This window comes from Vreelandella sp. L-15 (genome assembly GCF_056857635.1).
In genome coordinates this window covers 41,151-65,352 of the sequence record NZ_JBSXNN010000096.1, presented here as the reverse complement: position 1 = coordinate 65,352, position 24,202 = coordinate 41,151, and the positions used below count along the sequence as shown (strand labels likewise).

Below are 24,202 nucleotides of genomic sequence, written 5' to 3'. Positions count from 1 at the left end.
GTCTTAAAACACTCGCTGTTTGTTTCTATACTAATCACTCAGGCTACTCATAGCTTGCTCCCCGATAAGTCTAAGGATGAAGACAATGAAAACAGTGCGTGCTTACCTCTCGACCCTTTTGATTGCTGCGTTAGTGTTTGCCAGCCTGCCCGTTGTGGCGGCCCCTACCGCCCCGCAAGGTATGGATCTGGTATCAACGCAGTCTGTTTTAGCAGGCGACCGTGCCGGTGCGGACCGCGAGCGTATCAATGAAATCCTCGCCCGTGCCGATGTGCAAGATCAACTGCTCAAACAGGGCGTCAATCCCGCCGATGTCGAGGCGCGTGTGGCGGCCCTGAGCGATGCCGAAGCCCAGCAAATGGCGCAGCAGCTTGAGCAGTTGCCCGCCGGTGCTGGCGTGATTGGTGCGCTGTTCGCGGTATTTGTGATTCTGCTGGTAACGGACATTCTCGGTTTAACCGATGTTTACCCGTTCACACGTTAATTCATCCGCGATGATGAACCGTTATGTTAACGCCCGCACTGCGGGCGTTTTACTGTTAGGCCTGCTGCTTCTACTGCTAACCGGCTGCGCACGCAGCCCGGTACTGCTTGAAAGCACCAAAGCGAGCCTGACGCCGCAAACCGAGCTTACCGAGGTGCCGTTTTTCGCCCAAACGGAATACCAGTGCGGCCCAGCTACCTTAGCTATGGTGCTTAATCACGAAGGCGTAGAGGCTAGCTTAGACGAGCTGATTCCTCAGGTATTCTTGCCTGGGCGTGATGGCAGCGTGCAGCCGGAAATGCTGGCCACGGTACGCCGCTACGAACGGCTGGCAATTCCCATCCGAGGTACCATGGATGCTCTGCTCACGCACCTGGAAGCAGGTAACCCGGTGGTCGTGATGCAGAACCTCGCCCTGCCCGCCTTTCCCATGTGGCACTATGCGGTGGCCATTGGCTTTGATTTGCCGAACGAAACGCTTGTTCTGCGCAGCGGTGAAATCGAGCGGCACACCCTATCGTTTAGCCGTTTTGATGCTACGTGGGCACGTACTGAGCGCTGGGGGTTTGTGGTCAGCGAGCCGGGCACGCTGCCCGAAGGTGTCACGGCACGCAATGCGTTAGAGGCCATTAGTGCCTTTGAAGAGCAGCACGGCCCCGACACAACGCTGAGTAGCTGGCAGGCATTCAGTGAGCGCTTCCCGCAAAATCCTACTGGGCAGTTTGCGCTAGGCAATGCCCTGTATGCCGATGGCCAGCCCGAAGCCGCCCTGGCCGCCTTCGAGACAGCCACGAGCCTCGACCCGGAGATGGGTGCTGCGTGGCTCAATCTGGCCATTATACAATTCCAGCAAGCGCGCCTTGCAGACGCCAGAGCATCGCTTACCCAAGCCGCTTCCCTAGAAGGCGAATGGCAGCCCCGGGCTAGACAGCTTTTGGAAACGCTATAGCGTCGCCCTGAAGAGCCGTGAGAGGAAGCTTCAACTCGCGACGGTGCTGAAATGCCCCCGTGGGAGGGAGCTTCAGCTCGCGACGGTGGCTTGGCCGGGGCGCCTGACGGCGCCATTCGCCCGCTAAAGCGGCCTCCCACCGAAGCTGATCTGGCAGGGCCAACCTCTGCAGGAAGGCCCGCCCTGACCGCTTAGAACACCCGGTTCAGACCGTTTTGTGCCGCCACTCGATAGGCTTCTGCCATGGTGGGGTAATTGAAGGTGGTGTTGACGAAGTACTTGAGCGTGTTGGCCTTGCCCTCCTGCTGCATGATGGCCATGCCGATGTGCAGGATCTCCGACGCCTGGTCGCCAAAACAGTGGATACCGAGAATCTCCAGGGTGTCCTGGTGGAACAGGATCTTCAGCATACCGACCGTGTCGCCGGTGATTTGGGCGCGAGCGGTGTCTTTAAAGAACGCTTTGCCCACTTCATAGGGCACTTTGGCTTCGGTCAACTCGCGCTCGTTGGGGCCAAAGGAGCTGATTTCAGGAATGGTATAGATACCGGTCGGCACATCGCTGACAAAGCGGTACTCTTTTTCCAGCAGCTCGTTACAGGAGTTTAGGCCCTGATCGTAGGCGGCACTGGCCAGGCTTGGCCAACCAATCACGTCGCCAGCGGCATAGATATGCGGAATTCCCGTGCGGTAGTGTTCGTCCACGCTCAGCTGGCCGCGACCGTTGGCCTCCAGGCCGATGTTTTCCAGCCCCAGGCTGTCGGTGTTGCCGGTGCGGCCGTTGGCCCACAGGAAGGCATCAGCACGGATTTTCTTGCCGGATTTGAGGCGCACCACTACCCCGGCTTCGTCGCCTTCGACGCTGGCGTACTCTTCGTTATGACGAATCAGCACGCCGTGCTTGCGTAGGTGATAAGAGAGCGCATCGCTGATCTCATCGTCCAAGAACGACAACAGGCTATCCCGGTTGTTGATCAGGTCTACCTTCACGCCAAGCCCCGAGAAGATAGAAGCGTACTCACAACCGATAACGCCCGCGCCGAAAATTACCAGCGTACGCGGCGTGTGGGACAGGCTCAGGATGGTATCGGAGCAGTAGATACGCGGATGGCGGAAGTTGATATCTGCTGGGCGATAGGGGCGCGAGCCGGTGGCAATGACAATTTTCTTGGCCACCAGCTCTTCCATGCCTTCTTGACGATCACGCACCACAACAGTGTGCTCGTCTTTGAAGCGGGCGACGCCGTGGAACAGGTCAATGCGGTTGCGCGCATAAAAAGTGGTGCGCATTTCAACCTGCTTATCAATCGTACCGCGGGAGCGTTCCATCACTTTTGGGAAGGAGAACCAGCGGGGCTCACCGATATCGCGGAACATTCGGTTGGTATTGAACGCCATGATCTGCTTGACCTGATGGCGCAGCGCTTTGGAAGGAATAGTGCCCCAGTGGGTGCAGTTACCGCCTACCTGAGCCTGCTTCTCAATTATCGCCACCCGCATACCGTGCTTAGCAGCATTAATAGCAGCGCTTTCTCCGGCGGGGCCGGTACCGATCACCACGACATCGTAATTGTGAACCGCCATACGGTTTGGATCTCCTTGTTCCCTGACATCATCAATTCATTAGCGCATACGTAAACGCCCGCGGTTAAGCGAGCGTTTGATGTTATTTAACGCGTAGTAGCATCAGCGGTTAGCGGCGCGTTGCATCGTAACCTAAGTCGGCGCCACGGCTTTCATCACTACGGCGCCGTACGCTACCGCGTTTGCGGTTCTCTTCTTCGCATACTTCGTCTTTACCACCGCAGATATCGCAGCCATCCTTCATGCCGATTTGATTAAGCCCACCGCAGGAGCCTGCAATGGGTTTACGCCCCATCAGCACGCCAACGGCCATCGCGCCCATAATCAGCGCCATAAACCCGAATACCAGTAGCCAAATTGCCATGTTGTCCTCCTAGCATTACGTTAGGTACCTCACCTGCCGACAATACTTGTGCCGATAAGTGCCTTAAAAATCTACCTCCCATTGTACCTCAGCCACCGCAAAATGATCAGGCATTGGGTGTTTTTCAGCACGGATATTCGCATCTGCCAACAAAACGGTAAACAAAAACAAACGGGGCTAGCCCAAAGGCTAGCCCCGTTTCTAACGTTCGCTGATGCGATATTAGCCGCCGAAGTCATCCAGCAGGATGTTTTCCGGCTCAACGCCCATATCAAGCAGCAGCTTGATAACAGAGGCGTTCATCATGGGCGGCCCACACATATAGTACTCACAATCTTCAGGCGCCGGATGGTCCTTCAGGTAGTTTTCATACAATACATTGTGGATGAAGCCCGTCGGGCCTTCCCAGTTATCTTCCGGCTGCGGATCGGAGAGTGCCAAGTGCCACTCAAAGTTCGGGAACTCTTCCGCCAGCTGGTCATACTCTTCGTTGTAGAAGGTCTCACGCCAGGAGCGCGCGCCGTACCAGAACGAAATCTTACGCGTCGATTTCAGACGCTTAAGCTGGTCAAAGATATGGCTACGCATCGGGGCCATACCGGCACCACCACCGATGAAGACCATTTCAGCGTCGGTGTCTTTGGCGAAGAACTCACCAAACGGCCCCATCACCGTTACCTTGTCACCCGGCTTCAGGTTGAAGACGTAGGTGGACATCAGGCCCGGCGGATGACTGCTGCCAGGAGGCGGAGTTGCGATACGAATGTTGAACTTGAGGAGGCCTTTCTCTTCCGGGTAGTTCGCCATGGAGTAGGCGCGGATGACTTCCTCGTTGTTCTTGTGGGAAATGTCGAATAGACCAAACTTTTCCCAGTCGCCACGGTACTCTTCTTCGATATCGAAGTCAGAGAACTTGATGTCGTAAGGCGGCGCTACCAGCTGTACATAACCACCGGCGCGGAAGGCAACTTCTTCACCTTCAGGCAGCTTCAAGTTCAGCTCTTTGATGAAGGTCGCCACGTTCGGGTTGGCGGTTACTTCGGTTTCCCACTTCTTAACGCCGAAGACTTCTTCCGGCACTTCTATTTTCATATCCTGCTTCACAGGAACCTGACAAGAGAGGCGCCAGCCTTCTTTCTTCTCACGCATGGTGAAGTGCGACTCTTCCGTCGGCAGAATAGAACCGCCGCCCTCTTCTACTCGGCACTTACATTGGGCGCAGGAACCACCGCCACCACAGGCAGAAGAAAGGAAAATACCGTTGGCCGCCAGGGTGTTCAAAAGCTTGCCGCCGGCCTGGGTCTTCAGGGTGTGCTCAGGGTCGCCGTTGACTTCAATGGTCACGTCCCCGCTACTCACTAGCTTGCTGCGCGCTGCCAGAATGATCGCCGTTAAGCTAATAACGATGACCGTGAACATGACAACACCGAGCAAGATGACAGATGTATCAACCATGTCGGTTTCCTATTGCTGAAGGTTTTCTGTACCTCGGCAGCCTAGGCTGCCGAGAAAACCGGCTCCGATTAAAGCTGAATGCCAGAGAAGGACATAAAGCCCAGTGACATTAAGCCAACGGTGATAAACGTGATGCCAAGGCCCTGCAGACCGCCCGGCACGTCGCTGTACTTCAGCTTTTCACGAATACCCGCCAGAGCAGCGATTGCTAGCGCCCAACCGGTACCAGCGCCGAAGCCATATACCACGGCCTCACCGAAGTTATAGCTACGCTCTACCATGAACAGTACGCCACCCAGGATGGCGCAGTTTACGGTGATCAGCGGTAGGAAAACGCCCAGCGCGTTGTAAAGCGACGGTACGTACTTATCAAGGAACATCTCCATGATCTGTACCAGTGCCGCGATAACACCGATGTAAGAGAGCAGACCCAGGAATGACAGGTCGATGTTTTCAGCACCGCTAATGCCGGTCCAGGTCAGCGCGCCTTCTTGCAGCAGGTACGTGAATACCAGGTTATTGACCGGCACAGTGATTGTCAGTACGACGATAACCGCAATACCGAGACCGATGGCAGAAGACACCTTCTTGGATACCGCGAGGAACGTACACATGCCCAGGAAGAAGGCAAGTGCCATGTTCTCAACGAATACCGAAGCGACGAAAAGGCTCAGATAGTGTTCCATGTTACACGGCCTCCTTCGGCTTGGTGTTGTGCTTCATCTTAAACTCGTTCTCTTCGACTTGCTCCGGGTTGACAGAGCGCAGTACCCAGATCAACAGACCAATGATGAAGAAAGCAGACGGCGGCAGCAGCAGCAGACCGTTCGGCACGTACCAGCCACCATTCTGAATGGTCGGCAGTACAGTGAAGCCGAAGACGCTGCCAGCACCCAGCAATTCGCGGAAGAAACCTACCACCATCAGGACGAAACCGTAGCCCAGGCCGTTACCGATACCATCCAGGAACGACATGCCCGGCGTATTGGACATCGCGAAACCTTCCGCGCGGCCCATTACGATACAGTTGGTGATGATCAGACCGACGAACACCGACAGCTGCTTGGACATTTCGTAAGCATAGGCTTTGAGGATCTGGTCGACCACGATAACCAACGAGGCAATGATGGTCATCTGAACGATGATACGAATCGAAGACGGAATGTGATTCCGAATCAACGATACGAACAGGTTCGAAAAAGAGGTTACGAAAATAACCGCCAGCGACATGACCAGCGACACGCTCATGCTGGTGGTCACCGCCAGTGCAGAACAGATCCCCAGAATCTGAAGCGCAATGGGGTTGTTCTTAAAAATAGGCGCCGTTAAAACGCCTTTTGCATTTACATCCGCCATGATCAGGCCCCCTCAACGTCGTCGAAGTCAGTCTCGGTGTCTTCGGCGTCTGATGGCTCGGTACCGCTGCGGAATTTAGCCAGGTAAGGAGCAAAGCCCTCTTCGCTGAGCCAGAACTGCAGCATGTTGGTCACGCCGTTACTGGTCAGCGTGGCACCGGAAAGCGCATCGACTTCGTACTCGTTACTCGCGCCGCCTTTGGTCAGGTGGATTTCAGGAGAGAGGTCGCCCTCTTCGCTGTAAATCTTTTTACCTTCCCACTGGGCTTGCCAGCGCGGGTTGTTTACCTCAGCACCTAGACCCGGTGTTTCTGCGTGGTCGTAGTAGGTGATACTGACGATGGTATTGCCGTCACCCTCTACCGACAGGAATCCCATCATACGGCCCCACAGGCCCTGCCCACGAATAGGCAGAACGATCTGGTCAGGATTCTCAGGATCGCCTACTAGGTACACAGTCGCGAATTTTTCTACGCGCGAGAGTCCCGCGATGTCACGGTCGCCAGACAGCGTGCGGCCAGTGGCCGGGTCACGCGCAGCTTCGAAACCATCGAAGGTCTCGGGATCGAACTGATCGGTATAGTCACCGGTTTCGAGTTCGACGACGCGCGCAGTGATCTGGTTGCTGAACGCTTCTTCCACATCCATACCCGGCTCGTAAAGACGCGCCACGTTGAGGATGTTGGTTTTACGGTCCAGCTCCTGATTGAGCTGCTGCGCTGGGCGCAGTGCTACGGCCGCCGTCGAAACGATGACCGAGCACACGATGCACAGCGAGAACGCTACGATCAGGACTTTCTTGATGGAGTTGTTACCTTGTGCCATTAGGCAGTCTCCTCGGCCGGTGTACCAGTGCGCTTGAGACGGCGCTTCACATTGGCCTGGACGAAGAAGTGGTCAATCAGCGGCGCAAACAGGTTGGCGAACAGGATGGCCAGCATGATGCCTTCCGGGAACGCCGGGTTTACCACGCGGATTAGAACGGTCATCACACCGATCAGCGCGCCAAATACCAAACGGCCTTGGTTAGTCATGGAAGCGGACACAGGGTCAGTCGCCATAAACACCATACCGAAGGCAAACCCACCAATGACGAGGTGCCAGTACCACGGCATCGCGAACATGGGGTTGGTTTCAGAACCGATCAGGTTGAACAGCGTGCTGGTAATCACCATACCCAGGAATACACCCAGCATGATGCGCCAGTTGGCAATCTTGGTCCACAGCAGTACGGCAGCACCGATCAGGATGGCCAGCGTCGATACTTCGCCAACAGAGCCAGGGATAAAGCCTAGGAAGGCATCCCACCAGCTATAGGTGTTGGTCAGCGCAGTCATACCGTCTTGGAACGCCATAGAAAGCGCAGTAGCACCGGTGTAGCCGTCGGCTGCTACCCATACTGCGTCACCAGAAATTTGTGCCGGATAAGCAAAGTAGAGGAACGCGCGGCCCGTCAGCGCAGGGTTCAGGAAGTTCTTACCCGTGCCGCCGAAGATCTCCTTACCGATCACGACACCGAAGGTAATGCCGAGTGCAACCTGCCATAGTGGAATAGTGGCTGGCAGAATCAGCGCAAACAGCACGGAAGTCACGAAGAAACCTTCGTTGACTTCGTGACCACGCTTAATGGCGAACAGCACTTCCCAGAAACCACCCACGACGAACGTCACGAGGTAAATGGGCAGGAAGTATGTCGCGCCAAGAACGAAGTTAGCCCACAGGCTGCTGGGATCATGACCGCCCGCGAGGGTCATCATGATGGCATCGCGCCAGCCGTTCATGGAGGCATAACCCGCTTCGATGGCAGTGTTCGCCTGCCAGCCTGCGTTCCACATACCGAAGAACATGGCCGGGAAGGTACACATCCATACCGTGATCATGATGCGTTTCAGGTCGACGCCATCACGCACGTGAGCGGTGGTTTTTGCAACGCTGGGGGGCGAGTAGAAAATCGTATCTACCGCTTCATAGAGCGGATAGAACTTTTCGTACTTACCACCTTTGTGGAAGTGCGGCTCGAGATTATCGAGTGTTTGTCGAATACCCATCATCAGGCCTCTTTCTCGATCATGGTGAGATTGTCACGCAGGATGGGGCCGTACTCATATTTGCCGGGGCAAACGTAGGTACACAGCGCCAGATCCTCTTCGTCCAGCTCAAGACACCCGAGCTGCATGGCAACCTCAATGTCGCCCACAATCAGCGAACGCAGCAGTTGCGTTGGCATAATATCCAACGGCATGACGCGCTCGTAGTTACCCACCGGCACCATGGCACGCTCGGAGCCATTTGTAGAAGTAGTCGGCGCGTAGTTACTCAGGCCTTTAAATTTGGAAAGATAAATGCCCATAACGGAGTGGCGATTCGCACCCAGAGATAACCATCCCATAAAGGTGCGCTTATTGCCCTCTTCCAGCAAACTGATTTGGTTGTGGAAGCGACCCAGATAAGTCAGTTTGCCTTCAGCGACGGCGCCAGAGAAAACCGAACCGGAAATCACGCGGGTGTCATCGGGCTTGATGACTTCACCTGCTAAGAGTTCCTGAGTGCTGGCACCCACACGGGTACGCAGAATGCGCGGTTTTTCTGCACGCGGGCCACCTACCGCTACGATGCGGCTTATGTCCAGCTTACCTTCTACAAACAGCTTGCCGAAGGCAATCACGTCCTGATAACCGATGTGCCACACTTTCTTATGCAGCGCCACGGGCGAGAGGTAGTGAATGTGTGTGCCTACCAAACCAGCCGGATGCGGCCCAGCAAAGCTTTCGGTTTTTACACCGCTGACATCACCACCCGGAATTGAGGCGTTTGCACCCGTGCACAGAAAAACGTTGCCCTCGGTCAGGCGGGTTAGCACCTTGAGGCCGTCTTCAAATGCTTGGGCATTTTCATTGATGATAAAGGCAGGGTCAGCGCTTAGCGGATGAGTATCTACAGCGGTGACAAAGATATCAGCAGGAACGCTATCGATGGCTGGTGTGCGTGAGAAAGGACGGGTGCGCAGGGCAGTCCAAAGTCCTGACTCAACAAGCTGATCGACAACGGCTTGACGATCAAGCTGTCCTAAAGCACCACGATCATGAGAAGCAAATGTAATCGCTTCTTCATTTTCATCGACTTTAATAACCACAGACAGCAGACGACGTTTTTCGCCACGGTTAATTGCGACTACTTCACCACCGGCAGGCGCGGTAAAACGCACGCCATCAATTTTCTTGTCGGTGAAGAGAAGCTGGCCTAACTTGACCTTGTCCCCTTCCTGAACTTTCATTGTTGGTTTCATACCAACATAGTCAGTGCCCAGGATTGCCACGTGACGCACAGGCTGCGCATCTTCAATACGCTGCTCGGGCGCTCCCGTGATGGGGAGATCCAGGCCTTTTTTGACTTCGATCATAGTCTCGCCCAGTTGATGGATCGGATATACGAAGGTAAGGGGTTCGAATGCTTATTTTCTGCTCAGTGAATTCTTATTTTCTGTTCAGATTGTTACCAGTCAGGCCCAAGCAAGCTTGAACCACCCCGAAAAATCTATCGCATTATAAAGATAAGCGCGGCCAATGACCACATCCCTGATGGCCTCCAAAAGTGCTATATGCATTTGTAGTGCATTTGTTTCTGGTACAAAAACGCCACCCGAAGGTGGCGTTGATTCAACGTTTTAAGTAATGCCCTAATTTAGCGCACTACGGACCCGCACCAATTAACTCGCCTGACGTGGCAGCTTCAAAAACTGCACATTCGACATATGCTGAAGAATACGAATGACCTGGCAGCTATAACCAAACTCATTGTCGTACCAGACGTAGACCACTGCATGATTGCCGTTAGCAATGGTCGCTTTGGCATCAACAATGCCCGCGTGGCGATTACCAACGAAGTCAGAAGAAACCACTTCTGCAGAGTCAACGAAATCGATTTGCTTTTGGTAAGCAGAATCAATCGACATACGGCGCAGGTAGTCGTTCAGCGCGTCTGCATCGGTACCTTTATCCAGCGTCAGATTCAAAATCGCCATAGATACGTTCGGGGTCGGTACGCGAATGGCGTTACCAGTCAGCTTGCCTTCTAACTCCGGCAGCGCCTTAGCAACCGCTTTAGCTGCGCCTGTTTCGGTCAGTACCATGTTAAGCGCCGCACTACGGCCACGACGATCACCTTTATGATAGTTATCAATCAGGTTCTGGTCGTTGGTATAGGAGTGAACGGTCTCTACGTGCCCTGTCGCCACACCGTACTCATCGTTGAGTACTTTCAACACCGGCACAATGGCGTTCGTCGTACAGGAAGCCGCCGACACGATGCGGTCATTATCGCCAATCGTTTCGTGATTAATGCCGAATACGATATTTTTGATGTCACCTTTACCCGGCGCCGTCAGCAGCGCTTTTGCTGCACCTTTACACTCAAGGTGCTGGCCTAGACCCGCTTCATCACGCCAAATACCGGTGTTATCAACAATCACCGCGTTGTGAATATCGTAGGTGGTGTAATCAATTTCGCTGGGGGAGTCGGCGTAGATGACCTGCACCACGTTGCCGTTAATGGTCAGCGTACGCGCGTCAGCATCCACGGCGATGGTGCCATCAAACGGGCCATGAACCGAGTCGCGGCGCAGCAGACTGGCACGCTTCTCCAGGTCTTTCGCCACATCACCACGGCCGCGCACCACAATGGCACGCAAACGCAGTAGGTTTCCGCCGCCAGCCTTCTCGACCATCACGCGCGCCAGCAGGCGACCAATACGGCCAAAACCATACAGCACGACGTCTTGAGGCTCGCCTTTGTTGCCGCCCGGCTGAAAGCCGTCGATGATCTCGCCTAGCTCATGGCGCAAAAACGCATCAAGGTCGCCACCGCCCTGGCGCTTAAAGCTCACTGCTAGCTTACCCACATCGACGTGAGCAGGCCCCAGATTCATCTCACTCATCGCTTTTACGATGGGGTACGTGTCTTCTACCGACAGCTCTGTGCCTTCAATTTTGCGCACAAAACGGTGATCTTTAAGGATACGAATGACCGACCGCTTGATCAGAGAGCGTCCGAACATCGTGGCCACAACGTTGTTCTGGCGATAGAGCTGCCCCACTAGTGGGATCATTTGCTCCGCCAGAGCTTCGTTGTTTTGCCATTCCTGAAAAACGTTTTCGAGCGCTTGCTGACTCACGTGCGGCCTCATTGAGTTATGAACGGGGATGTCCCGAGCATTATCCGGAGCTTATTAAGGTGCCGCAATGAATGGATAGTCGCACAACATGTAGGGGTATTACAGAAACAGGGTATTGACTACAAACGCCAATGATGCAGCGACCAAGCGATCTTAACTCCCCATGGCGCCAAAGCCTCTGCGCGAAAGGGCGGATCGTGTATGATCTTGGTTCCGTTTCTGTGCAAAACGATACCTTTACTATGCCTTCTTTCTCTCTGTTCGAACCGCCTCAGCCGCAAGGGATTCGCGATACGCTCTATTTGCAAGCGCCGCCGGGCAGTGCGACTGCCCTGGCGCTAGCTCAGGTAGCGTCAAGCGCACCGTTACTGGTGATCACTCCCAACACCGCCAGCGCCCAGAGGCTGGAACAAGATCTCGCTTTTTATAGCAGCGTACCGGTTCTCCCCTTCCCCGATTGGGAAACCTTGCCCTACGACAGCTTCTCGCCCCACCAAGATATTATTTCTGCTCGGCTGAGAACGCTGCGCCTGCTACAGGATGGCGTGCGCGGTATCGTGCTTGTGCCAGTCAATACCCTCATGCAGCGGCTGCCGCCTGTCTCGTACATCGCTGGCCGCGTGATGACGCTAAAGGCGGGGGCCACGCTGAATCGCGAAACCTTCCGCGAATCGCTCTCCCGGGCAGGCTATCGTGCGGTAGAGACCGTTTATGAGCCGGGCGAATACGCCATGCGCGGCGCGATTATCGACCTATTTGCCATGGGCATGGATGAGCCGATTCGTATTGATCTATTTGATGATGAGATCGACACACTGCGCCACTTCGACCCCGGCAGCCAGCGCTCTACCGACAAAGTGGATGTCATCGAACTGCTGCCCGCCCATGAGTATTCGCTCAGCCGCAGCGCCATCGCATGCTTTCGTGAGCAGTTTGAAACCCTGTTTGATGTCGACCCGCGCCAGTGCCCGCTCTATAACGATGCGCTGAAAGCGATTCCCTCTCCTGGGCTAGAGCAGTATTTACCGCTCTTTTTCGAGGAAACCGCCTCGCTGTTTGAGCATCTCACCGAAGACACTCGCATCGCCTTGCTCCCAGACGTTTTCCACGCGGCTGAGCAGCACTGGCAGTCGATTGAATCGCGCTATGAGAATTTAGGTGTTGACCCTACACGGCCGCTACTACCGCCTCACCGGGCGTTCTTCCCAGTTAACGAAGTGTTTTCAGCCATTAAAGCGCGGCCTCGGCTTGAGTTCACTGAGGACGACAGCCAACGCCATGCGCTTGCTCCTCTGGCCCAAGCACTCCCTTCTCTGGCCATCAATGCGCGTGCCAAACAGCCGCTGAGCGAGCTGGCGAGCTTCTTAGATAACCATCCCAAGACCCGCATGCTGTTTGTTGCCGAGTCTCGCGGGCGGCGAGAAGCACTGGAGGAAGTCCTCTCCCCGCTGAAACTATCGCTGCCCCATAGCGATAGTTTCCAGGCTTTTTTAGCAGGCAGCGAGCACATCGCTATAACGGAAAGCTTGGTGGGCAGTGGCCTATGGCTCACCGAGCCCGATGTCGCGGTAATTAGCGAAACCGAGCTGTTTGGCGACGTCGTGCGGCAAAGCCGTCGGCGGGAAAAAGCCACCGACGATAACGAACTAACGGTCCGCCACCTTTCCGAGTTGCGCGAAGGAGCACCGGTGGTTCACCAAGCCCACGGCGTAGGCCGCTACCTGGGCCTGGAGACTCTGGAAGCGGGCGGCCAGGCCAACGAGTTTCTCGCCCTCTCCTATGCCGACGGCGCCAAGCTGTATGTGCCAGTAGATAGCCTGCACCTTATCTCGCGCTATAGCGGTGCCGACGACGAACTTGCCCCGCTGCACAAACTCGGTTCTGACCAGTGGGAGAAAGCACGCCGCAAGGCCGCCGAGAAGATCCGCGATACCGCTGCCGAATTGCTAGATATTTATGCCCGCCGAGAAGCCCAGCAAGGCACAGTGTACGACTCACCGGGGGATGAGTACGTTCGCTTTTCAGCCAGCTTCCCGTTTGAGGAAACACCCGACCAGCAAGCCGCCATTGAGGCGGTGATTAGCGATATGGTGTCGCCACAGCCAATGGATCGCGTGGTATGTGGCGACGTCGGCTTTGGTAAAACCGAGGTGGCCATGCGCGCCGCCTTCCTCGCCGTACAGTCCGGCAGACAGGTCGTAGTGCTAGTGCCGACAACGCTGCTAGCACGCCAGCACTTCGAGAACTTCCGCGACCGCTTTGCCGACACTGCCGTCAATATCAGCCTAATCTCGCGCTTTACCGGTGGCAAAGAGATGACGCAAACCCTGGAAGGCATCAAAAGCGGCCAAACCGATATCGTTATTGGCACCCATAAGCTGCTCTCGAAAAGCGTCGAGCTGCCCAAAATGGGACTGCTGATTATCGATGAAGAGCACCGCTTCGGCGTCGCCCAAAAAGAGAAGTTGAAAACCCTACGCGCGGAAATCGACATTCTCACACTCACCGCCACGCCTATTCCGCGTACGCTCAATATGGCCATGGGCGGCATCCGTGACCTTTCTATCATCGCCACTCCGCCCGCAAGGCGCTTATCGGTAAAAACTTTTATACAGCAGCGCGATAACAGCATTATTAAGGAAGCGCTACTGCGGGAGATCCTGCGCGGCGGTCAGGTCTACTTCCTGCACAACGAAGTTAAAACCATTGAGAATGCTGCTGAACAGATCCGCGAGCTAGTGCCGGAAGCCCGCGTTGCTGTGGCCCACGGCCAGCTTCCAGAGCGCAGCCTTGAGCGGGTGATGTCTGATTTCTACCACCGACGCTTTAACGTGCTGGTGTGCTCCACCATTATAGAAACCGGCATTGACGTACCTAGCGCCAACACCATTTTGATTGAGCGTGCGGATAAGTTCGGCCTAGCACAGCTACACCAGCTGCGCGGCCGCGTAGGGCGCAGCCACCATCAGGCCTATGCTTACCTACTAACCCCGCCACCCAAAGCCATGACGCGAGATGCCGTAAAACGCCTTGAGGCGATTAGCGCCTCCGACGACCTGGGGGCAGGCTTTACATTGGCCAGCCACGATATGGAAATTCGCGGTGCGGGTGAGCTTTTGGGAGACGAGCAGAGCGGCCAAATGGAAACCATTGGCTACACCCTTTATATGGAAATGCTGGATCGGGCGGTGAAAGCAATCCGCGCAGGCAAAACCCCTAACATCGACGCGCCCTTCAACACAGGCGTCGAAATAAGCCTGAATCTGCCTGCCCTCATTCCCGATGATTACATTCACGATGTACAGCAGCGCCTAGTCATGTATAAACGCATCGCTAATACGCAATCAGATACCGAGCTTAAAGAGTTGCAGGTAGAGTTGATCGACCGTTTTGGTCTACTGCCACAGCCGTTGAAGAACCTGATTCGGCAGACGAAGCTGCGCCACCGGGCAGAACAGCTCGGTGTTGCGCGCATAGAAGCAGGTGAACAGCGCGGCCGCGTGATTTTTAACACCACTACCCAGGTAGACCCGCTGACCCTGGTCACGCTGATTCAAAAATCTCCCCAGCACTACCGCTTAGATGGTTCCGATACTTTACGTTTTGAATTTCCAATGGAAACGGTCGAACAGCGTTTCGAAAAGATTGAAGCACTGCTAACGACCCTTAATCAAAAAGTAGCGGCGGCGTGAACCTTGGGGCAAACTTGTCATTAAGCAGCACATATCGGTAACGCATCGCTGCCCATTACCATGCGTACCAGCAGTGCATACATTGATTAGGATCGACCATGAACATTCGTAAGAACATTACCCGTTGGGGACCTACCAGCCTGGCAGTTCTGCTGGCAGCGAGCCTTGTGGGCCCCGTTTATGCACAGCCGTCGGCCGAGCAGGCCGAAAGCACTGCGGCGATTACTGACGACGCCACTGCTAGTGCAGAGCAAGTTGCTGAGGCGCAGGAACTACCGCGCGGCCACTTCCGACTACCCGAGCACGGCGATATTATTGGTGAGTACTACACCGTTACGGTGGAGGACCCCGAAGAGACGCTTATCGACATCGCTCGTCGCCATAATATTGGCTACGAAGAGATTCGCATGGCGAACCCAGACGTTAGCTTATGGGTACCGGGTAAAGGCACCGAGGTAGTGATCCCTGCGCGGTACATTCTGCCGCCTGCGCCACGCGAGGGCGTGGTGGTCAATCTCTCCGAGCTGCGCCTTTACTACTACCCTGCCGACAATCCCGGCATTGTGGAAACCTACCCTGTCAGCGTTGGCCGCGAGGAGTTTGCGACTCCGGTAGGCATCACGCGGACCACGGTCAAAGTCAAAGACCCTGCCTGGGCACCGCCCGCCTCGATGCGTCGTGAAGCGGCTGCAAGAGGCGAGCCTGCACCCGCTATCGTTCCACCAGGGCCTGACAACCCGCTTGGCCGTCATGCCATCTTGCTGGCTATGCCGAGCTACTTGATCCATGGGACCAATCGCCCTGATGGCGTGGGTATGCGTGTCAGCCGTGGCTGTATTCGCATGTACCCGGAAGATATCGAGTCGCTGTATGAACGCCTACCAAGCGGCACTAAGGTAAACCTGATGGATGCGCCTTTTAAAGCAGGCTGGGCGGCAGACGGCACACTGTTTGTGCAATCCTACCCTCAGCTGGAAGAGAACGTAGGCAACTTTGAGCCGCTTCTTAATGCCATTGAGCGGGTCAGCGAACTGGCAGAAGATCAAGCAGAAGTGGATTACGAGCAAGTCAAACGCGCGGTGGAAGCACCAGACGGCCGCTTTGTGGCGCTATATGGCCCGCAAGCACCCGCCCCTGAGCAGGAACCCGAGCCGCAGCCCACTCAGCAGCTAGAGGGAATTTTGGAAGGTGTCGAGCTTTCCACGACCGTTCGAGTTGAAGGCGACGCTTAACGCGCAAAGCGCTAGCCAACAAAAAACCCCGCCGAGGCGGGGTTTTTCACATCTACAGCGACCACCGAACATGCATCATGCTCGGTGGCCCAAGCAGAATTACTTCTGCATGGAACGCTGGAACATGCGGTTCATTTCTTCACGGTTCTGCTCAGACATCTGCAGAGCAGCTTGCGCGTCGCGCTGAGCTTGGTTTGCAGTGTTCAGAGCTTGTGAAGCCATGCTGCGTGCTTCTGCGGCATCAGCCTGTGCAGATTCAGCAGTCATGCGAACTTCTTCCAGAGCGCTGGTAGAAGCACAGCCAGCCAGGATTGCCAGAGAAGCGGCAGCGGCAGTCATCTTCAGAGCAGTCTTCAGAGTCATAATGTTCTCCTTGAGTCTTCCTTGGGTACTACGTTAAGGGTATGACAAAAAATAAAGCTAAAGCGTTAGCTTAAATTTGTCTACCTGCGGTGCAGGTTCTTTACAGCGACTTGTACCAGGGTTACGTACCAAGGCACGCAAGTCAAACGCTGTTTTATAATAGACCACAGCGGTTGTCTATAGCCACATATTTAAAACCTAGAACTTCCTTCAACAACACAAGCCTAGCGGATCACCACGCGTGTGCCAACATCTACTAATTCGGCCACACGTACGATCTGTTCATTGGTGACTGCCACACACCCTTGGGTCCAGTGGAAGCTACCATGGATCTCTGGATCACCGCCGCCAACTCCGTGAATCCCAATAGCGCCACCCAACGCAGTATTCTGCGGGGGAGAGCCATAACGCCGGTAGTGGTCAAAATAGGCTTCGTAATCCGCTTGGGAGTAGATACCTTTTTCAAGCGCCATACGTGCGTGAGGTGGCGTAGGATAATCGATACCAATAAAGATATGCCACTGGCTTTCGAAATTAAATCGATTAACTCTGAATTCGCCCAGCGGTGTAACGTTATCGCCGCGAATTCGCTGGGTTTTTGCGCCACCGCGCCCCAATGAAATAGGCGCAAAGCGCTCTACCAGCGCATTCCCGCGAAAAATGGTCAGCGTTGCCTCTTTATCGTCAATTAGCACCCACAACTCACTACTGTGGCGTGGCACAGCAGCGCGAGAAAGCAGCGTCTCAACCAAATCGGTTGACTCATAATCATTTACAGCGCTTGTAGCAGTTGCGCTAGCCACTGCTGGCCAGCCCAGTGCCAACGCCAAAAATCGGCGACGGTTCACAGACATTATTTTGCTCTCAAATACAGGCCAGTGTGGCTAGGCCGAGGACACATTAGTGGCGGCTGTTATACCTTATTCACACAGCTATTGTCAGCGTTTCGACCATCAAATTAGCGTTCAGAATAACGAGCAGCACTGAAACAAACTTTAATTCAACGTTCACTAAATATCGTCAAACTCCTGCATGCTCGCGACTAGTTTGCGAGCTTCTGCATTATGACCTTCTGCCAATGCGCTAAAAAACGTCTCCTCGGGCTCAATTTTGGCCCGAGAAGCGCGATGTTCATAAAGGCTTTGCAACTTACGATGGGACTCTACCGCTGTTTTGGTTAGCTCATCAATCGAACCTGCCACGCTCTGCTTTGCCAGAGCATCAAGCTCAGGGGGCTGGGGGAAGTCGCTTGAATCGTCAAACCATATTTCTAACACTTGACGATGATCCGAGCCATCGTGCAACAGCGCCTCAAGCCCTGTTTTCATCTTTAGCTCGCTATCGGCTAGGTAGGTGAGCACCATGGCTAGGCGCTCATGCTCGGCTTGTTCTGCGCCAGCGCTGTATTGGCGCGCCATGCGGCCATGATAACCCGCTGCCCACTCAATGAGATCTTTGACTTGATTATAGCGCATCCGTGCCTCCTGTATCGCTGTTTTCATACAACGTGGTGACGAATAGGCACATTTCAACCTATCAGAGTAAGCAACCAGACGCTATTGGCAACCTCTCCCTCTATCACCACCGCACTGCCGCTGGACTACCACTCTTGGCTTGTCTCCCGTAGCGAGGCAATATCACGCTTAGCCGCTTGGAGGTTCTCTAACAGTTGCTCGGCTAACGTCAACTGGCTACCTACCGCAATCATAGAAGGATTTTGCACAGCGCGACGCGCAGCACCATCATCACTGTGCAGCTTCTCTAGCTGCCCCACCAGCCAGTAAAGCCAGCTTTCCGGCTGCTGCATGGCATCGCGTAGACGCTGCAGCTCTGCCACATCGGGGCCGTCACTGGCGAGCAGCGCGCGCCAGTCATGGCTCGTCAACCGTGCGTGCTCGGTTACCTCTTTGAGCAGCGAGCCCAGTGCTAGCTCGAACAGCGCCAGCGCGCTCTCTTCGATGGCCATCCGTCGGGCAGGGCTGTGCTCATCATCGCCAACCGGCAGGCCGACCAGCAGCTCGGCCTGATACAGCAGTTGATTGGTACGCGAACGCGGGCTCACTTGCGCTTATCCTCCACATGCCATTTGCCGCCTTCAAAGGTCGCCTTCCAGCCGGTCGCTTTGCCCTCTTCGTCTGTCATCACGTACTGCTCTTTGTTTTTACGCGAGAAGCGGATCTGCGCGGGGCGGCCATCGGGGTCTTCGCTTGGCGCATCAAGAATAAAGTGATACTTCTCTGGCAGCTCGTCAGCGTGAGCTTTCAGCTCTTTAACCAGCGGCGGGCGGGTTTCACGATTTTTAGGGAACTTACTAGCAGCCAGGAACAAGCCACTAGCGCCATCCCGTAACACGTAATGATCTTCCACCTTTTGGCAGGCAAGTTCGGGCATGGGAATCGGGTCCATCTTCGGCGGCGCGACGTCACCACTGCGCAGCAGCTTGCGGGTGTTTTTACACTCGCTGTTGGTGCAGCCAAAGTATTTGCCAAATCGGCCAGATTTTAGCTGCATCTCGGAGCCGCACTTATCGCACTCAATGACCGGGCCATCGTAGCCTTTAATCTTGAACTTGCCGCTCTCTACTTCGTAACCGTCACAGTCTGGGCTGTTGCCACAAATATGAAGCTTACGAGTTTCGTCAATCAGGTAGTTATCCATCGCCGTGCCGCATTTCGGGCAGCGACGCTTGGCACGTAGGGCATTGGTTTCCGCTTCTTCGCCCGCGTCTTCCGCCACGGCCTCTTCACCAGGAATCAGGTCAATGGTGGTTTTGCAGCGTTCTTTAGGCGGCAAGTTGTAGCCGCTGCAGCCCAAAAACACACCGGTAGAGGCGGTTCGAATCTGCATTTCTCGGCCACAGCTGGGGCAGTCGATATCAGTCGGCACCGGCTGGTTCGGACGCATGCCCTCCTCGCTTTCAGCCTTCATCAGCTCCATGCGGAACTCATCGTAGAAGGCATCAAGCAGCTCCCGCCAATTGCGCTCGCCTTCAGCCACTTCATCAAGGCTGTCCTCCATGCGGGCGGTGAAGGAGTAGTCCATTAAGTCAGGGAAGGACTCTTTCAACCGCTCGGTGACGATATCGCCCAATTTTTCGGCATAAAAACGGCGGTTCTCCAGCTTCACGTAGCCACGATCTTGGATAGTCGAAATAATCGATGCGTAGGTGGAGGGGCGGCCAATGCCCTGCTTCTCTAGTTCTTTGACCAAGCTGGCTTCGGTGTAGCGCGCGGGCGGCTTGGTAAAATGCTGCTGAGGGTCGAGTTTTTCTAGCTGCATTGCCGTGCCCGTCGGCAGGTCAGGCAGGCTTTGATCTTCGTTTTTGCCCGTAGGCTTCATTACCCGGGTGTAACCATCAAATTTCAGCACGCGGCCTTTGGCACGCAGGTCGTAGCCATCTACTTCCACACTGAGCGTGCTGGAGAGGTATTCGGCTGGGGTCATCTGACACGCCACAAATTGCCGCCAAATAAGCTCGTAGAGGCGTTCGGCGTCACGCTCCATACCTGCCAAGTCAGTCGCTTTGCGCTCGACGCTAGAGGGCCGGATGGCTTCGTGCGCTTCTTGAGCACTCTCTTTGCTGCTGTATCGATTAGGCGACTCAGGCAAATAGCGCGCACCATACTCATCACCAATAAACGAACGGACACTCTCCACCGCGTCTTTAGATAGGTTGGTGGAATCGGTACGCATATAGGTGATGTAGCCCGCTTCATAAAGCCGCTGGGCCATGGTCATGGTCTTCTTCACCGAAAACCCTAATCGGCCGCTGGCTGCCTGCTGAAGCGTAGAGGTGATAAACGGCGCGGTCGGTTTAGAGCTGGTGGGTTTATCTTCCCGCGAGGTAATCGAGAGCTTGGCTTTGCGCAGCTGCTCAATACGCGTCAGGGTATCCTTTTCAGAGGTGGGACGGAACGGCTTGCCATCCTGGCGAACAAGGGCAAAACGCACCAATTCTCCATCCGGAGAGAGGAGATCCGCATGAACGTCCCAAAACTCTTCGGGAATAAAAGCGCGAATCTCCCGCTCACGTTCCACAATCAGACGCACCGCGACAGATTGTACGCGCCCGGCGGAAAGCCCGCGGGCAATCTTGGCCCACAATAGCGGCGAGAGCATAAAGCCCACTACGCGATCCAAGAAGCGGCGTGCCTGCTGGGCTTCAACCCGGGGGATGTTCAAGACACCGGGGGCTTTAAACGCATCCTGAATGGCGTTTTTAGTAATTTCGTTGAACACCACGCGCTTGTAGCGGCTATCGTCGCCACCGATGGTTTCGCGAAGGTGCCAAGCAATCGCCTCCCCTTCACGATCCAAATCCGTAGCGAGATAAACAGCATCGGCCTTCTCAGCCAGTTTCTTTAACTCAGCAACTACCTTCTCTTTCCCCGGAAGCACTTCATAGCGCGCTTCCCAGCCGTTATCTGGGTCAATGCCCATGCGTCGAATGAGCTGGTCGTGAGCTTTGCGCTTTTTATACTCCGCCTTCTCTTCCGCCGACATCTTACGCGTTGCCGCGGCCTGGCGTGCACGCTCCTTTGGGTCGGAGGCTGCCTTACCTGAGCCGCTGGTCGGCAGGTCACGGATATGACCTACGCTCGACTTTACGATGAAATCGTTGCCGAGATATTTATTAATCGTCTTCGCTTTCGCTGGCGATTCGACGATGACCAGTGACTTGCCCATAGTGCTCCACTTTTCTATTGCCCAGGCGCTATCGCCCATGCTTTGAATACGTTGCCGCCTCAATGTGTGCTTGGCGACCATGAGAAAAATGCGCCTACCCTACCCCAGCCCTTGATTAAGCGCTAGTAGCAACCGCCTCTTAGGGAGCTAAGCGAACACTAACAACAACGCATTAGCGGCGCGGTGCGTTTTACGATGCTTTTTTGCATCAGGGTAGCTAGACACTAGACTGCCGCTCGGCACTCGGCAACCCAAATCGCCGCCTATCAATGCAAAAGCCCCCGCTAAAAAGCGGGGGCGAAGGCGTCTTAGCAACTTTATCTAACGCTTACGGGGCGAGCTTCTGCGCTGCCCAGCCGGCCGGGTGGCTGGCTTTTTCTTTGGCGCCTCTACCGATGATTCTTGGGCCTTTTCAGCCGTTACCGTGTTACTCGCTTCGGCTGCTATTTCCGCTGTAGCCGCAGTGGGGTCAGATGTGGGCGCTGTTTCAGGGGCTGGCGCCGCCAAGGCACCCGGACGCGCTTTATCAAACAACGCTTTTACTTGGTCAAACCGGTTAGCGGCATGTTCAGTTAACTCACCGCTAGCGGCAAAGACATGCTCTAAGTGGCTAATATAGTTATCTATCTCCTCACCGGTCTGCCCTTTTAATAGCTCCGGCAACGTATTAAGCGCCTGCTCACGATCAAGCTTCAAAATAAAGAACTGCTCACGCACTAGGCGCTTAAATTCGCTCAAGGAGGTGCTGGGTTCAAGCTCCGCCCGAGAGGCGCGTAGGCGCTTAAAGTTACGCTCATCGGTGGCCGGTGCGCCACCTAGCACATAGATCACTGAACGCATCACGGCTTCATGAGGGCCACCCTGAGCAATTTTATGACGCAGCTCATTTTGGCGGTTTTCAATAAAGCGGCGGTGCTCAGGCTCTGCGCCAGGACGGCGGCGATGTACATGGGCATCCCCGTACAAGCCAACAGCGGCCTGGAGCAGCGGTTGACCATAAATATCCATAAACAGGCGCTCGGTTGAGCTATCGCGCAGGTCACGCCATGCATTCAGGCTCACTACAATTTGATCAGATGCCATGAGCTCTAGCGCTTTAAATATGTTGTCCTGCTCCACCGGCTGACGATAGCGGCGCACGTAGTCGGCCATAACCGGTAGCGGCACCGTCAGCGGGTTACGGTCTGACATGAGCTTGTAGCCCAGGCGAATGGGGTGCATACGCCGTATCCAGCGCGCCGCCTCGGGTGTCATGATGGACTGTATCCACGGCTGCACGTAGAGACGATAAAACCCCAGGTTAATTTCAGAGATGCGGGCAACGGTGGCGAAGCGACGATCATCCTCCGGCTGATGCATCACGTCACGATCAAGCTCCTCGAAGTTGCGCGGCGCAAATTCCAGCAGATAGTCACGCTCAATCAGCTCGGCGTCTGTGTGTTCGTCGGCATGAGAAATCGTCGTTTCGTACAGCCCTGGCGGCATCACATCGATGTAGTCCATGTTGGCCGTAAATTCGGAGTGCTCTTTGCGGGAAACACTGCCAGATACGAAGATTCCCAGGTGCCCAGTGGTATCATGCAAGCAGTAAATAATCGTCTGCTCATTCGCAATGATATCCTCTTCGCCCGCGTACAGATCACGAATCCACCCCAGGGCCTGAGGCGGTGGCGTAATATCGTCCCCCCGTGAGCAAAACACCACCACAGGCGAGCGTACATTACGCAGATCAATACGCCGTCCATCGCGGGTAACCAGTTGCGCCGTAGAAAGGCGATTGCCGACAAATAAGTTATCGACAATGTACTGGATCTCATTACCGCCCAGCACCACATGACCACCCCACCAGCGTTCAAACTCTAAATAGCGTTTGGACTCGGTATCAATATTGGCATACAGGTGGTACTGCTTTTTCCAGTAGGTATTAGCCGGGTTGAGGCGCTCAAAGTTCTGAACCAGCCACGCCCCATCAAATAGGCCGTTGCCGATATCACTGGTCAATGCAGTAATCCAACTTCCCCCTGTCATACCGCCGGTATAACGCATGGGCGCCTTGCCATGCTCGCCAGCCCAATAAGAGAGCGGTGCACCAGCGATTAAGATTGGCCCAAATACTTCAGGCTCAAGGGCGGCGGCCATCATGATTTGCCAGCCCGCTTGGCAGTTACCAACCACCATCGGTTTTTCAGTGGTTTCCGGGTGTAGCGCAATCACGTGGCGCAAAAAGGCCACTTCCGACTCCACCACATCTTCCACCGTTTGGCCTGGCTCAGGGAAAGGTAAAAAGCCGATAAAGTAGCAGGGATGGCCCGCTTTTAGCGCGACACCGAGTTCGCTATCAGGCTTAAAACCGCCGATACCAGGGCCATGGCCTGCACGCGGGTCAATAACAACAAAGGGGCGTTTTTGTGGGTCAATCTGGATATTCTTAGGCGGCAATACCCGCAGTAACTCATAGTTAGTCGGATTAGGCAGCGTACGGCCATCCACTAACACCTCGGTTTCAAAGCCGAGCACATTGGGCTTCGTTTGCTCCATGTGTTCGAGATACTGGTTGCCGCGCTCGCGCATGACATCCCAATAAAGGATGTTGCGCTCTACACTGTCACGCCAGTAGCTAACCGCGGCACGACCAAACCCAAAAGGGTCCATCATGCTAGCGAGAGCTTCACCGCCCGGTAACGCCGCGGAATCATTCGATGAGCCAAACCAAGGAGCAGCAAGCGCATTGGCGGTAAGCAAAGGATTAGCGAGAAAGTTCATATATTCTCCCATTGGGTTGATGCATGGCACCAATCCCGAAGCAATGATGCTGCAATGCAATATAGTTTAGGCCACTCCTTGCCTAACGTCGATGATTACCCCCCAT

Annotated in this window: 19 protein-coding genes; 4 read left to right on the top strand and 15 right to left on the bottom strand. The window is 55.0% G+C overall.

Going from position 1 to position 24,202, the window contains the following annotated elements; genetic code table 11:
• Positions 1-85 precede the first annotated feature (85 nt).
• Both AC13CY_RS15525 and AC13CY_RS15520 read left to right on the top strand, forming a co-directional pair.
• Positions 86-484 (top strand): PA2779 family protein, encoded by a 399-nt coding sequence (locus tag AC13CY_RS15525; protein ID WP_054640985.1) that lies wholly within the window; start codon positions 86-88, stop codon positions 482-484.
• On the top strand, positions 462-1,433 hold the full coding sequence (locus AC13CY_RS15520; protein ID WP_371858603.1) for a PA2778 family cysteine peptidase: 972 nt from the start codon (positions 462-464) through the stop codon (positions 1,431-1,433). Before AC13CY_RS15525 ends, AC13CY_RS15520 begins: the two co-directional genes overlap by 23 nt.
• Before the next feature lie 191 nt (positions 1,434-1,624).
• Here AC13CY_RS15520 and sthA read toward each other — a convergent pair whose 3' ends face one another.
• The 9 genes from sthA to AC13CY_RS15475 form a co-directional block, all read right to left on the bottom strand.
• Positions 1,625-3,016: a Si-specific NAD(P)(+) transhydrogenase gene (gene sthA / locus AC13CY_RS15515; protein ID WP_016914076.1), complete on the bottom strand. Its 1,392-nt coding sequence runs from the start codon at positions 3,014-3,016 to the stop codon at positions 1,625-1,627.
• A 109-nt stretch (positions 3,017-3,125) separates the two neighbouring features.
• Entirely contained in the window at positions 3,126-3,380 is a 255-nt protein-coding gene (nqrM, locus tag AC13CY_RS15510) for a (Na+)-NQR maturation NqrM (RefSeq protein WP_044628062.1), read from the bottom strand.
• 222 nt (positions 3,381-3,602) lie between these two features.
• The gene (nqrF, locus tag AC13CY_RS15505) at positions 3,603-4,835 is read right to left on the bottom strand and encodes an NADH:ubiquinone reductase (Na(+)-transporting) subunit F (protein ID WP_089674780.1); all 1,233 of its coding nucleotides are present in this window, start codon (positions 4,833-4,835) and stop codon (positions 3,603-3,605) included.
• Between the two features lie 68 nt (positions 4,836-4,903).
• Positions 4,904-5,521, bottom strand: a complete 618-nt coding sequence (nqrE, locus tag AC13CY_RS15500; RefSeq protein ID WP_044628064.1) for an NADH:ubiquinone reductase (Na(+)-transporting) subunit E — start codon at positions 5,519-5,521, stop codon at positions 4,904-4,906.
• Position 5,522: 1 nt separating this feature from the next.
• Positions 5,523-6,191 carry an NADH:ubiquinone reductase (Na(+)-transporting) subunit D gene (locus AC13CY_RS15495; RefSeq protein ID WP_139528111.1) on the bottom strand — a complete coding sequence of 223 codons (669 nt, stop codon included), beginning with the start codon at positions 6,189-6,191 and terminating at the stop codon, positions 5,523-5,525.
• A gap of 2 nt (positions 6,192-6,193) precedes the next feature.
• Positions 6,194-7,015: a Na(+)-translocating NADH-quinone reductase subunit C gene (locus AC13CY_RS15490; RefSeq protein ID WP_062374661.1), complete on the bottom strand. Its 822-nt coding sequence runs from the start codon at positions 7,013-7,015 to the stop codon at positions 6,194-6,196.
• A complete protein-coding gene (locus AC13CY_RS15485) occupies positions 7,015-8,241 on the bottom strand; it encodes an NADH:ubiquinone reductase (Na(+)-transporting) subunit B (RefSeq protein ID WP_054645012.1) in 1,227 nt (408 codons plus the stop codon). The genes AC13CY_RS15490 and AC13CY_RS15485 overlap by 1 nt, the downstream gene beginning before the upstream one ends.
• The gene (locus AC13CY_RS15480; RefSeq protein WP_172514423.1) at positions 8,241-9,590 is read right to left on the bottom strand and encodes a Na(+)-translocating NADH-quinone reductase subunit A; all 1,350 of its coding nucleotides are present in this window, start codon (positions 9,588-9,590) and stop codon (positions 8,241-8,243) included. Before AC13CY_RS15480 ends, AC13CY_RS15485 begins: the two co-directional genes overlap by 1 nt.
• Before the next feature lie 306 nt (positions 9,591-9,896).
• On the bottom strand, positions 9,897-11,360 hold the full coding sequence (locus AC13CY_RS15475; protein WP_044628069.1) for a glyceraldehyde-3-phosphate dehydrogenase: 1,464 nt from the start codon (positions 11,358-11,360) through the stop codon (positions 9,897-9,899).
• Between the two features lie 242 nt (positions 11,361-11,602).
• Between AC13CY_RS15475 and mfd the strand changes: the two genes are divergently transcribed.
• Both mfd and AC13CY_RS15465 read left to right on the top strand, forming a co-directional pair.
• Positions 11,603-15,052 carry a transcription-repair coupling factor gene (gene mfd / locus AC13CY_RS15470; protein ID WP_172514422.1) on the top strand — a complete coding sequence of 1,150 codons (3,450 nt, stop codon included), beginning with the start codon at positions 11,603-11,605 and terminating at the stop codon, positions 15,050-15,052.
• A gap of 98 nt (positions 15,053-15,150) precedes the next feature.
• Positions 15,151-16,284, top strand: coding sequence for a L,D-transpeptidase family protein (locus tag AC13CY_RS15465; protein WP_044628071.1), 1,134 nt, complete (start codon positions 15,151-15,153; stop codon positions 16,282-16,284).
• A gap of 99 nt (positions 16,285-16,383) precedes the next feature.
• Here the strand turns inward: AC13CY_RS15465 and AC13CY_RS15460 are convergent, their stop codons facing one another.
• The 6 genes from AC13CY_RS15460 to AC13CY_RS15435 all read right to left on the bottom strand — a co-directional run bounded on the left by AC13CY_RS15460 (position 16,384) and on the right by AC13CY_RS15435 (position 24,096).
• Positions 16,384-16,647 (bottom strand): Lpp/OprI family alanine-zipper lipoprotein, encoded by a 264-nt coding sequence (locus AC13CY_RS15460; protein WP_016914087.1) that lies wholly within the window; start codon positions 16,645-16,647, stop codon positions 16,384-16,386.
• Between the two features lie 224 nt (positions 16,648-16,871).
• On the bottom strand, positions 16,872-17,504 hold the full coding sequence (locus AC13CY_RS15455; protein ID WP_089674789.1) for a L,D-transpeptidase family protein: 633 nt from the start codon (positions 17,502-17,504) through the stop codon (positions 16,872-16,874).
• A 153-nt stretch (positions 17,505-17,657) separates the two neighbouring features.
• Positions 17,658-18,122, bottom strand: coding sequence for a 2-hydroxyacyl-CoA dehydratase (locus tag AC13CY_RS15450; RefSeq protein WP_228219516.1), 465 nt, complete (start codon positions 18,120-18,122; stop codon positions 17,658-17,660).
• A gap of 125 nt (positions 18,123-18,247) precedes the next feature.
• Positions 18,248-18,709: a DUF6586 family protein gene (locus AC13CY_RS15445; protein WP_054640988.1), complete on the bottom strand. Its 462-nt coding sequence runs from the start codon at positions 18,707-18,709 to the stop codon at positions 18,248-18,250.
• On the bottom strand, positions 18,706-21,333 hold the full coding sequence (gene topA, locus AC13CY_RS15440) for a type I DNA topoisomerase (protein ID WP_483052776.1): 2,628 nt from the start codon (positions 21,331-21,333) through the stop codon (positions 18,706-18,708). Before topA ends, AC13CY_RS15445 begins: the two co-directional genes overlap by 4 nt.
• Positions 21,334-21,654: 321 nt before the next feature.
• Positions 21,655-24,096 (bottom strand): DUF3141 domain-containing protein, encoded by a 2,442-nt coding sequence (locus AC13CY_RS15435; protein ID WP_137093770.1) that lies wholly within the window; start codon positions 24,094-24,096, stop codon positions 21,655-21,657.
• Between the last annotated feature and the right edge of the window lie 106 nt (positions 24,097-24,202).

What these genes read in the sequence shown, in the direction of transcription:
- AC13CY_RS15485 (WP_054645012.1), bottom strand. Translation starts at nt 8,241, where the DNA reads ATGATGGGTATTCGACAAACACTCGATAATCTCGAGCCGCACTTCCAC.
- nqrM (WP_044628062.1), bottom strand. Translation starts at nt 3,380, where the DNA reads ATGGCAATTTGGCTACTGGTATTCGGGTTTATGGCGCTGATTATGGGC.
- AC13CY_RS15450 (WP_228219516.1), bottom strand. Translation starts at nt 18,122, where the DNA reads ATGCGCTATAATCAAGTCAAAGATCTCATTGAGTGGGCAGCGGGTTAT.
- AC13CY_RS15490 (WP_062374661.1), bottom strand. Translation starts at nt 7,015, where the DNA reads ATGGCACAAGGTAACAACTCCATCAAGAAAGTCCTGATCGTAGCGTTC.
- AC13CY_RS15465 (WP_044628071.1), top strand. Translation starts at nt 15,151, where the DNA reads ATGAACATTCGTAAGAACATTACCCGTTGGGGACCTACCAGCCTGGCA.
- AC13CY_RS15460 (WP_016914087.1), bottom strand. Translation starts at nt 16,647, where the DNA reads ATGACTCTGAAGACTGCTCTGAAGATGACTGCCGCTGCCGCTTCTCTG.
- AC13CY_RS15435 (WP_137093770.1), bottom strand. Translation starts at nt 24,096, where the DNA reads ATGAACTTTCTCGCTAATCCTTTGCTTACCGCCAATGCGCTTGCTGCT.
- mfd (WP_172514422.1), top strand. Translation starts at nt 11,603, where the DNA reads ATGCCTTCTTTCTCTCTGTTCGAACCGCCTCAGCCGCAAGGGATTCGC.
- sthA (WP_016914076.1), bottom strand. Translation starts at nt 3,016, where the DNA reads ATGGCGGTTCACAATTACGATGTCGTGGTGATCGGTACCGGCCCCGCC.
- AC13CY_RS15495 (WP_139528111.1), bottom strand. Translation starts at nt 6,191, where the DNA reads ATGGCGGATGTAAATGCAAAAGGCGTTTTAACGGCGCCTATTTTTAAG.
- nqrF (WP_089674780.1), bottom strand. Translation starts at nt 4,835, where the DNA reads ATGGTTGATACATCTGTCATCTTGCTCGGTGTTGTCATGTTCACGGTC.
- AC13CY_RS15525 (WP_054640985.1), top strand. Translation starts at nt 86, where the DNA reads ATGAAAACAGTGCGTGCTTACCTCTCGACCCTTTTGATTGCTGCGTTA.
- nqrE (WP_044628064.1), bottom strand. Translation starts at nt 5,521, where the DNA reads ATGGAACACTATCTGAGCCTTTTCGTCGCTTCGGTATTCGTTGAGAAC.
- topA (WP_483052776.1), bottom strand. Translation starts at nt 21,333, where the DNA reads ATGGGCAAGTCACTGGTCATCGTCGAATCGCCAGCGAAAGCGAAGACG.
- AC13CY_RS15520 (WP_371858603.1), top strand. Translation starts at nt 462, where the DNA reads ATGTTTACCCGTTCACACGTTAATTCATCCGCGATGATGAACCGTTAT.
- AC13CY_RS15480 (WP_172514423.1), bottom strand. Translation starts at nt 9,590, where the DNA reads ATGATCGAAGTCAAAAAAGGCCTGGATCTCCCCATCACGGGAGCGCCC.